Below are 10,361 nucleotides of genomic sequence, written 5' to 3' on the forward strand. Positions count from 1 at the left end.
TTCAAATTTCAACTAATGCCCGTACGGTGACCCACGTCGCGTCACGGTTGGTGGCAGCGTGGCGGATGGGTATGAACGAGTCATGGGTGACGAGACGGCGGTGACGGTCGGCTGCGAGCTGACCTACGAGGTGGCGACGACCACGACGATCGCGCTGCAGGTGACGGCGTACCGGCAGGGGCCCGATGCCCGACTGACCGCCACGACCGCAGCCGACGAGTCGGTCCCCGAGGAGGTGGCCGACAGTTGGGCCGCCGGCGGGCGCCACCACCTGCTGGCGGCACCGCCCGGCCGGATCACCGTGCGGTACCAGGCGACGGTGACCCGGCCGACACCGGCGGCACCGGCCCCGGTGTCGGCGTGGGAGCGCATGGTGTCGCTACGGCCGAGCCGCTACTGCCCGTCGGACCGGCTGGGTGGGTTCGCGGCGGCCCGCTTCGCCGGCCACGGCGACGACGCCGACACCGTGCGGGCCATCTGCAGCTACGTGCACGATCACACCACCTACACCGCAGGCGCCAGTGGGCCGAGCACGGACGCGGCACAGACCCTGCTCAGCGGGGCCGGCGTGTGCCGGGACTACGCCCATCTCACGGTCACCCTCTGCCGCGCCATGGACATTCCCGCCCGGGTGGTGGCGGTCTACGCCCCCGGCCTGTCACCGATGGACTTCCACCTGGTGACCGAGGCCGCGGTGGACGACCACTGGTACGTGTGGGACGCGACGCGACTGGCCCCCCGGAGCAGCCTGGTGCGGATCGCGACAGGCCGGGACGCGGCGGACGTGGCGTTCGCGACCACCGTCGGCGGGGCGGTGGACCTGACCGGCATGTCGGTACTGGCGGTGACCGAGGGCGAACTTCCCGTCGACGATCCCGAGAAGTTGGTGGCGCTTCATTGACCGATCCGGGGGTACCCGGGTGGAGAAGTGAGGCGATCGGGCGGCAAAATGTCCGACTTGAGGAATAGTGGGCGTTAAATACATCGTACTTTCGGCTAGCTTTCAGCTGACCGACCAGGCTAGTGTTAGAGGCCGAAAGACCCTAGCGAGTACAGCTGAACGCACCACCTTCCATATCTGCGGACGAGGTGCAGGGAGGACCACCATGACCGCGACACTCACTGGACGCCCGACGGTGCACGAGCCGGCGACCGTCGACCAGACCATGTCGGGCGCCACCCTCGGCCAGCGGGCCAACGCCCCCGCCGACAGCGCCACCGAGCTTCTCAACGCGATGGCCGCCCTGCCGGCGGGTCACCCGTCCCGGGAGGCGCTGCGCGATCGCGCGATCGAGGCGTGGCTGCCCCTGGCCCAGCACCTCGCCCAGCGCTACAGCGGGCGCGGCGAGCCGACCGACGACCTGGCCCAGACCGCGGCGGTCGGCCTGATCAAGGCGATCGACAAGTTCGACCCGAGCCGGGGTGTCGACTTCGCCGGGTACGCCATTCCGACGATCATCGGCGAGCTCAAGCGGCACTTCCGGGACCGCACCTGGGACATCCGGGTGCCCCGTCGGCTGCAGGAGCTGCGGCTGAGCATCTCCGAGGCGAACAGCACCCTGCTGCAGACGCTGGGCCGCTCGCCGACGGTCGCCGACATCGCCGCGCACCTGCGGATCACCGAGGAGGAGGTCCTCGAAGGGCTGGAGGGTGCCCGCGCGTACAACGCGGTGTCGCTGTCCACGCCGACTGGCGACGGCGAGCGGGCCACCGAGCTGGCCGACATGCTCGGTGCCGAGGACCGCGAGTACGAGCTCGCCGAGCTACGGGTGGCGCTCGGCCCGGCCCTGGCCACCCTGGACGAGCGGGAGCAGCGGATCCTGACCCTGCGGTTCTACGGCAACCTGACCCAGTCGCAGATCGCCGACCAGGTCGGCGTGTCCCAGATGCACGTGTCGCGGCTGCTGGCCAGGGCGCTGACGAAGCTGCGGGGTCAACTGCAGTCGACGTACTGAACGATCATCGGGCAGGTGGATGCCCGTAGCTGACACCAGGCGGCCGCTCCGACACACGCCGGGGCGGCCGCACCGCGTCGGGCGCTCAGTCGGTGCGGCCGATGCTCAGTCGGTGACCTCGGTGATGTCGCCGATCACCACGGTGATGTTGTCCGGCCCACCGGCCCGGATCGCCAGGTCCACCAGCCGCTGCGCGCCGGCCTGCGGGTCGGCGTAGGTGGCCAGCACCTCGGCGATACTCTCCGCGCGTACGACGTTCGACAGGCCGTCGCTGCAGAGCAGCCACCGGTCACCGGTCTGCGGCTCGAGGACCTGGTACGCCGGGTTGACGTTGTCGCCCTGCAGCGCCTGGGTCACCACCGCGCGCCGAGGGTGGCTGGCCGCCTGTTCCGCAGTGATCACACCCTCGTCGACCAGCATCTGCACGAACGTGTCGTCCCGGGTCACCTGCTCCAGCGCCCCGCCCCGCAGCAGGTAGGCCCGGGAGTCACCGACGTGGGCCAGCCCGATCGCGGTGCCGGAGCCGGCGAACAGCAGCGCGGTCAGGGTCGTACCCATCCCCTCCCGGGCCGGATCGGCCTCGACCGCCGCCCGGATCTGGGCGCTGGCCGCCTCGACCGCACTCCGCAGGCGGGGCACCAGCTCGTCGTCGGCCGTCGCGACGTCGAGCTGGGCGATCGCTTCGATAGCGATCTTGCTCGCCAGATCCCCGGCGGCCATCCCGCCCATCCCGTCGGCGACAGCGACCAACCAGTTTCCGGCATGGACCGAGTCCTGGTTCCCGCTCCGGATGAGGCCGCGGTCGGTCACCGCCGCGGAACGCAGCTTCAGGGTCATGGCTGGCAGCCTGCCAGGAAGAGGGCCGAAATGTCTCTAGTAGATCAGCATGCAGATGCCAAAGATCATGAAGAATTGCCGGTCCCGGTATCCTAAATCGGTACTTTTTTAGCATAACCGGCAGCATGGGAGCGTGGCCGCCGGACGACACGGCGACATTGATTGACACTCCGGAAACGCCCTGGCAACATCGTTGCAGATCTATGGGAGCGCTCCCAGAACGTCCCCCGGCCCCTGCACGGAAGGACCCCCGTGACCCGACCCAGACGACGCCGCGCGGTCGCGCTATTCGCCGCCACCAGCGCCAGCGTCCTCGCGCTGACGGCCCTCACCGTGGCCTCGGCCCACGCCGAGGAACGCGAACACATCGTCAACGGCAGCTTCGACGACGGCACCACCGGCTGGTGGGCCACCGACAACGTGACCCTCGCCGCCACCGACGGGCGGCTGTGCGCCACCGTCGGCGCCGGCACCGCCAACCCGTGGGACGCCAGCATCGGGCACAACGACATCCCACTCATCGACGGTGCGGCGTACCGCCTGACCTTCACCGCCACCACCGACGTGCCGGCCAGCGTCCGGGCGAACGTGCAGCTCAACGCCGCCCCGTACACCACCGTACTGAGCCGCCAGCTCGACCTGGGCCCGACGGCCGAGACGGTGACCGCCGAGTTCACCGCCAACCTCGACTCCCCCGACGGCACCTTCACGTTCCAGCTCGGCGGCGGCACCGCCGACTACACCCTCTGCCTCGACGACGTCTCGCTGATCAGCGACGACAGCGCGCAACCACCGCCCGGCGGGCCGGAACAGATCACCAACGGCGACTTCAGCGACGGCACCACCGGCTGGATCAGCTACGGCACCGCCAGCCCTCAGGTGGTCGACGGACGGCTCTGCGCGAACGTTCCCGCTGGTCTGGCGAACCCGTGGGACGCCGGCATCCTGCAGGAGGGTCTACCGCTGATCGCCGGCGAGGAGTACGCGATCGCCTTCGAGGTCAGCGCCGAACCCGCCGCGACCGTCCGCACCGTCGTGCAGCTCGGCGCCGACCCGTACACCGGCTACTTCAACCGCGACCTGACGCTGACCGGCGACCCGCAGCGCGTCGAGCAGACCTTCGTCGCCACCGAGGACACCGCCCGCGCCCAACTCGCCTTCCAGCTCGGCGGCAACGCCTCGGCGTACACGTTCTGCCTGGACGACGTGTCGCTGCGCGGCGGCGAGGAAGAACCACCGTACGAGCCGGACACCGGCCCCCGGGTCCGGGTCAACCAGGTCGGCTACCTGCCCGGTGGGCCCAAGAACGCGACCATCGTCACCGACGCCGAGACGCCCCTGGACTGGGCTCTGCACGCCGCCGACGGCAGCGTGGCCGCCAGCGGCACCAGCACCCCGCGCGGGCTCGACGCCGCCTCCGGCGAGCAGGTGCACACCGTCGACTTCTCCGCGTACCGAGGCACCGGCACCGGGTTCACCCTGGTCGCCGACGGCGAGACCAGCTACCCGTTCGCCATCTCCGGCGACATCTACCAGCAGCTGCGCTCCGACGCCCTGCAGTTCTTCTACATCCAGCGCAGCGGCATCGCCATCGACGGCGACCTGGTCGGCGAGGAGTACGCCCGCCCGGCCGGGCACCTGGGCGTGGCCCCCAACCAGGGCGACACCGACGTGCCGTGCCAGCCCGGGGTCTGCGACTACCGGCTCGACGTGCGCGGCGGCTGGTACGACGCCGGTGACCACGGCAAGTACGTCGTCAACGGCGGGATCGCCACCTACCAGCTGCTGAGCGCCTTCGAGCGGACCAAGACCGCGCCCAGCGCCGACGGCGGTGCCGCCCTGGCCGACGGCACCCTGCGGGTGCCCGAGCGGGACAACGGCGTACCGGACATCCTCGACGAGGCCCGCTGGGAGCTGGAGTTCCTGATGCGGATGCAGGTGCCGGCCGGTGAGCCGCTGGCCGGGATGGCCCACCACAAGATGCACGACCGGAACTGGACGGGCATGCCGATGCAGCCCGAGGACGACCCCGAGCTGCGCGAACTGCACCCGCCGTCGACCGCGGCCACGCTCAACCTGGCAGCGGTCACCGCTCAGTGTGCCCGGCTGTACGCCCCGTACGACGCCGCCTTCGCCGGCCAGTGCCTGACCGCGGCGAAGACCGCGTACGCGGCCGCCAGGGCAAACCCTGACCGGATCGCCGACCCCAACGACGGCAACGGCGGTGGCTCCTACAGCGACGGCGACGTCAGTGACGAGTTCTACTGGGCCGCCGCCCAGCTGTACCTGACCACCGGGGAGCAGGGATACCTGGCCGACGTGACGGCGTCACGGCACCACACCGCGAACGTCTTCGACCCCAACGGCTTCGGCTGGGGCAGCACCGCCGCGCTGGGTCGGCTCGACCTGGCCACCGTGCCCAACGGGCTGGCCCCGCAGGAGCGGGAACGGATCCGGGCGTCGGTGACCGATGCCGCCGACGCCTACCTGGCCACCCTGGCGGGTCAGGCGTACGGGCTGCCGTTGCCGGGCAACCGCGGCTCCTACTTCTGGGGCGGCAACAGCAACATCATCAACAACGCGGTGGTGCTGGCGACGGCGTACGACATGACCGGTGACGCCGCCTACCGCGACGGCGCGGTCCAGGCGATGGACTACATCTTCGGCCGCAACGCGCTGAACCACTCGTACGTCACCGGCTGGGGCACGGTCTACCCGCGCAACCAGCACAGCCGGATCTTCGCCAACCAGCTCGACCCGGACCTGCCGATCCCGCCGGCCGGATCGATCGCCGGTGGCGCCAACGCCGGTCTGGACGACCCGTTCGTCCGGGACCTGCTGGCCGGCTGCGCGCCGATGTTCTGCTACGTCGACGACATCGAGTCCTACGCGACGAACGAGGTGGCGATCAACTGGAACTCGGCGTTGAGCTGGATCGCGTCCTTCCTCGGCGACCAGGGTGACGCCGAGGCCGCTCCCGCACCGCTGGCCTGCCGGGCCGAGTACGTCAACTACGGTGCCTGGGCCGGCGGCGGCGGCTTCACCGCCCAGGTCGACATCACCAACACCGGCACCACCGCGATCGACGGCTGGACGGCCCGGTTCGCCTTCACCGGCGACCAGCGGCTACGCGAAGCCTGGCTGGCCGGGGTCACCCAGTCCGGTGCGACCGTGACGGCACGCAACGAGACCTACAACGGTCGGATCGGTCCGGGTGCCACGGTGATGTTCGGGCTGAACGCCACCACCGGTGGTGGCGCCAATCCGGCGCCGGAGCTGATCACCGTCAACGGGGTGGCCTGCTCCTGAGAACGTGATGGTGGTCGGCCCGTCGCTTCCGGCAAGGCGACCGGCCGACCACCATCGCCACCTGTCCGGGCATGTCAGTCCGGATCAGGGTCGGGTCCGGCCTGATCCGGGTCGGGTCCGGCCGGTCAGACCGGGTAGTCGTAGAAGCCCCGGCCCGACTTGCGGCCGAGCCGTCCGGCCCGGACCATCCGGCGCAACAGCGGCGGCGGGGCGTGGGTCGGCTCGCGGAACTCGGCATAGAGCGCGTCCGCGACGGATTCGAGCACGTCCAGACCGATCAGGTCGACCAGCCGCAGCGGGCCCATCGGATGCCGGCAGCCGCCGACCATCGCGTCGTCGATCTCGGCGGGCCGGGCGAAGCCGGACTCGGCCATCCGTACCGCCGCCATCAGGTACGGCACCAGCAGCGCGTTCACCACGAAGCCGACGCGGTCCGGCGCGTCGATCACCTGCTTGCCGAGCTGCTGGGCGAGCAGCTGCCGGGTACGGCGTACCGTCGTCGTGGTGGTCTGCAGCCCGGCGGTGAGCTCGACCAGCGGCATCACCGGCACCGGATGGAAGAAGTGGGTGCCCACCACCTGCTCCGGGCGGCTCACCGCCGCGGCCAGGTTTCCCACCGGGATCGACGACGTGTTGGTGGCGAAGATCGCCGTCGGGTCCTTCACCACCTCGTCGAGCAGGATGAACGCCTGCCGCTTGCGCTGCTCGTCCTCGACGGTGGTCTCCACCACGATCTGCCGGTCGGCCAACTGCCCGACGTCGGTGGTCAGCAGTACCCGGTGGTGGATCGCGGCGGCCGTCGCCGCGTCGTACACCGCACGTTCGACAGCCCGCCGCAGTGAGTCGGCGAGCCGGGCCCGGCCGGCGGCCAGGGACTGCTCGCTCGAACCCACCAGGACGACGTCGAGGCCGGCCCGGCCGGCCACCTCGGCGATACCGACCCCCATCTGTCCGCAGCCGAGGACGCCGACCCGGTCGATGCCCGCGTCGCCGTCGGCCGCCGTCGGTGGGTGGCCGCCCGCGACGGTGCCCGGGTCCCCGTCGGCCGGCGTCACCGGGTCGCCGTCCACCGCAGGAGTGCAGCACCGACCGACATGCCGGCACCGAAGCCGGCGAGGACGACCGACTGCCCGTCGTGCAGCAGGCCCGCCCGGTTCGCCACGTCCAGGGTCACCGGCACCGAGGCGCTGCCGATGTTGCCGTAGCGCTCGACGGTGCGGTGGGTGGCGGCGGCGGTGAGCCCGCAGCGGCCGGGCAGCTCGGCCACCAGGACGCCGTTGGCCTGGTGCGGCACGAAGTGGTCGACCTGTGCGGCGGGCAGCCGCTCCTCGGCGAGCAGCGCGGCGATCGTCGCGGGCACCCGGTCGACGACGAACTCGCTCACCCGCCGGCCCTGCATCCGCAGGTAGTGGGACCCGTCGGCGACGGTCCGCGCGGACGCGGGCCGACGGCTGCCGCCGGCGTCGATCCAGATCAGGTCACGGGCCGCGCCGTCGGCCACCAGCTTGAACCCGCACAGGCCGCCACCGTCGGCAGCACCGAGGACGGCCGCGCCGGCGCCGTCGCCGAGCAGGACAGCGGTACGCCGGTCCTGGAAGTCGAGGACCCGTGAGTAGATGTCCGCCGCGACCACCAGGGCCCGGGTCCCCGGTCGACGGGCGAGCAGGCCGTCGGCCAGTGCCAGCGCGTAGACGAAGCCGCTGCAGGCGATGTTGACGTCGAACGCGGCCGCGTTGCGGGCGCCGATCAGATCCTGTACGACGCAGGCGGTCGACGGCAGCGGGGCGTCGGGTGTCGAAGTGGACAGGATCAGGTAGTCGATCTCGTCCGGGTCGGTCCCGGCGTGACGCAGAGCCTGCTCGGCGGCGGACGCGGCCAGGTCCGAGGTGGCCTCGTGCGGCGCGGCGTAGCGGCGGGTCCGGATCTGCGTACGGGTGTCGATCCAGTCGGGGTCGACCCCGACACGGGCCGCGACCTCCTCGTTGTGCACCTCGTCCTTCGGCAGGTACGAACCGGTGCCCAGAATGGCCACGGATGGTGTTCTCACCGCTGCTGCCCTCCGCTGAATGCTGCCGGGGCCGGACCGGTCGGCCTGGGTCGTGGCGGCCCGGTCCGGTGGCGGATGGTCAGTCTCGTCGACGCCGGGTGCGGTATCCAGCGCGCGGAGAGGCGGGTAGCGCGATCACCGTCCACCCGGCGACGGGTCCTGCCGAGACCGGCCGCCCGGTGACTGGTCCTCGCAGGACCAGCATGGTCGTGACCTGGCTACCTCGGTGATCCGCCGCTGGTGGCACGGCTGCCGGTCAGCCGCCGAAGATCGGGGACTTGCCGTTGTCACCCGCGCGCGTGTAGAAAGCGAAAGGTAACTGAGCGGAACTCATCGATGTCTCGTGGTAATCGTCAGGCATCACTGGTGGGGCCCGCGAGGTGGGCCGCCGGCTGTGCTCGGGCCCGGCGAGCCGGGCCGCCTCGATCTTTACCCATGGCGGCGGACACCCGCCGGATCGCCACCGCGGCACACCGCCGGTGGCAGTAGTCGACGGGGAAGGAATCCGATGACAGAGTGGAAAGCCTGGCGTGACGAGATCCCGGTGTGCTCCGACTCGGAGCACGACCACGACGCTGCCGCCGACAGCCCGGCGCGCCAGCGCACCGGCGAGACGTTCCTTCGGGCCCTCGGCTCCTTCTTCACCTCGCGACGAATCCGCCGTGACCCTTCCGCCGTCGGGCTGCCCGCCGACATCCGGCGGCGCACCCCCGGGCTGCGCCGCGAGGAGGTGGCGGTGCTGGCCGGCGTCAGCCCGACCTGGTACACGCGGCTGGAGCAGGGCCGCAACCTGGCGCCCTCCACGGAACGGCTGCAACGGGTCGCCGAGGTGCTGGGCCTGACCGATCAGGAACGTCGCTACCTGTTCGAGCTGCGCCGGGTCGCCCAGGAGCCACCGGTGCGGCGCACCGCCCGGGTGGCGTTGCGTGAGGCGCTGAGCATGGTGGCCGACATGTCGCACCGCTACCCCGCCTACGTCTGCAATGAGTACGGCGACGTGCTGGCCTGGAACCCGGCCACCACCCAGTGGTACACCGACTTCGGTCGGCAACCGGAGTACCGGCGCAACATCGTCTGGTGGATGTTCACCGACCGGCAGGCCCGCGACCGGCTGGCGAACTGGCCGGACGAGGCGCGGTCGATCGTGGCGCACCTGCGCCGGTCGTCGGTCAACTGGCTCGGTGAGTCCCGACCGAGCCAACTGGTCCATGACCTTCGGATCAGCAGCCCCAGCTTCCGCCGGATCTGGGACGCCCACCCCGTCTGTGACCACCAGCCGTGGATCCGGCGCTTCCGGCGACCGGACGGCTCCGGCATCGTGGGCCTGCGGCTGCTGGTGCTGCACGACGCCACCTCGTCGGCGCTGAGCCTGTTCCTGCATCTGCCGGCCGACAGCCGGCCCACCACGCCGGACCGGCGACCCGTCACCGGCGAGGGCCGGGCCGGCTACCTCGGCAGTGCCGCAGGGCTGGCAACCGGCCAGCCGAGCACCGCGCGGGCGCTGATCCTGATCGGCGCCCCGGAAGCCACCCTGACCCGGTCCGACCGGGACGGCTACCGGGCCGCCTGACCCGCCGGCCCGCCGTGTCGGGCCGATCTCCGCGTACGCCGCGCCGGCCTGCTCAGCCGGGCAGCGGCTGGCCGCCGGTCAGCGCCAGCAACTGCGGGTAGGTCGTGGCGAACATCGTGTACTCGTCCCCGCCACCGGCCCACACCTGCGGGAAGTCGGCCAGGTGCTGGTCCACCAGGGTCGGCAACGGTCGTGGATGGCCCAGTGGCGCGACTCCACCCACCCGCTGGCCGGTCGCGGCGTGCACCAGTTCCGGGCTGGCCCGGCGGACCTTGGCGGCACCCAGCTGTGCGGCGACCAGCGTGGTGTCCACCCGGTGCGCGCCGCTGGCGAGCACCAGCACTGGTGCGCCGTCGGCCGCGAAGACAAGGCTGTTGACGATCGCACCGACCGCGCAGCCCAGCTCCCGCGCGGCGTCCGCCGCCGTCGGCACCGCCACCGGCAGCACCCGGACCTCGCCGGTCACCCCCCACTGACGAGGGTCGACGTTCCCCTGCTCACTCACCTGCGCACCGTACCTGACCCGACCGGGGGTGGGCGGGACGAGGCTGGTCGCGTCAAGACCACGCTCCGGGCGCGCTGGATACCTGTGGAGGCGCGGGTGAGTCTGTTGCCTGGCAACCACGCAGGACGGTCGATCCGC

General features: G+C 71.5%; 8 protein-coding genes. 4 read left to right on the forward strand and 4 right to left on the reverse strand.

Features of this window, described 5'->3' with window-relative positions:
• Positions 1-82 precede the first annotated feature (82 nt).
• On the forward strand, positions 83-901 hold the full coding sequence (locus ACN28F_RS03430; protein WP_421356986.1) for a transglutaminase-like domain-containing protein: 819 nt from the start codon (positions 83-85) through the stop codon (positions 899-901).
• Between the two features lie 265 nt (positions 902-1,166).
• Complete coding sequence (locus tag ACN28F_RS03435; protein WP_289211009.1) at positions 1,167-1,955, forward strand: SigB/SigF/SigG family RNA polymerase sigma factor; 789 nt, start codon at positions 1,167-1,169, stop codon at positions 1,953-1,955.
• A gap of 105 nt (positions 1,956-2,060) precedes the next feature.
• On the opposite strand, the gene ACN28F_RS03440 is transcribed toward ACN28F_RS03435, so the two are convergent.
• Positions 2,061-2,792, reverse strand: coding sequence for a PP2C family protein-serine/threonine phosphatase (locus ACN28F_RS03440; RefSeq protein ID WP_289206667.1), 732 nt, complete (start codon positions 2,790-2,792; stop codon positions 2,061-2,063).
• A gap of 252 nt (positions 2,793-3,044) precedes the next feature.
• On the opposite strand from ACN28F_RS03440, the gene ACN28F_RS03445 reads away from it, so the two are divergent.
• Entirely contained in the window at positions 3,045-6,101 is a 3,057-nt protein-coding gene (locus tag ACN28F_RS03445; RefSeq protein ID WP_421356987.1) for a glycoside hydrolase family 9 protein, read from the forward strand.
• 125 nt (positions 6,102-6,226) lie between these two features.
• Here ACN28F_RS03445 and ACN28F_RS03450 read toward each other — a convergent pair whose 3' ends face one another.
• On the reverse strand, positions 6,227-7,171 hold the full coding sequence (locus ACN28F_RS03450) for a 3-hydroxybutyryl-CoA dehydrogenase (RefSeq protein ID WP_289206669.1): 945 nt from the start codon (positions 7,169-7,171) through the stop codon (positions 6,227-6,229).
• The gene (locus ACN28F_RS03455; RefSeq protein WP_289206670.1) at positions 7,153-8,148 is read right to left on the reverse strand and encodes a 3-oxoacyl-ACP synthase III family protein; all 996 of its coding nucleotides are present in this window, start codon (positions 8,146-8,148) and stop codon (positions 7,153-7,155) included. The genes ACN28F_RS03450 and ACN28F_RS03455 overlap by 19 nt, the downstream gene beginning before the upstream one ends.
• 508 nt (positions 8,149-8,656) lie before the next feature.
• Here ACN28F_RS03455 and ACN28F_RS03460 point away from each other — a divergent pair.
• On the forward strand, positions 8,657-9,718 hold the full coding sequence (locus ACN28F_RS03460) for a helix-turn-helix transcriptional regulator (protein WP_421356988.1): 1,062 nt from the start codon (positions 8,657-8,659) through the stop codon (positions 9,716-9,718).
• Between the two features lie 52 nt (positions 9,719-9,770).
• Here the strand turns inward: ACN28F_RS03460 and ACN28F_RS03465 are convergent, their stop codons facing one another.
• Positions 9,771-10,223, reverse strand: coding sequence for a YbaK/EbsC family protein (locus tag ACN28F_RS03465; protein ID WP_421356989.1), 453 nt, complete (start codon positions 10,221-10,223; stop codon positions 9,771-9,773).
• Positions 10,224-10,361: the final 138 nt, after the last annotated feature.

This window comes from Solwaraspora sp. WMMA2101 (assembly GCF_049179175.1).
In the GTDB taxonomy this organism is placed as follows: domain Bacteria; phylum Actinomycetota; class Actinomycetes; order Mycobacteriales; family Micromonosporaceae; genus Micromonospora_E.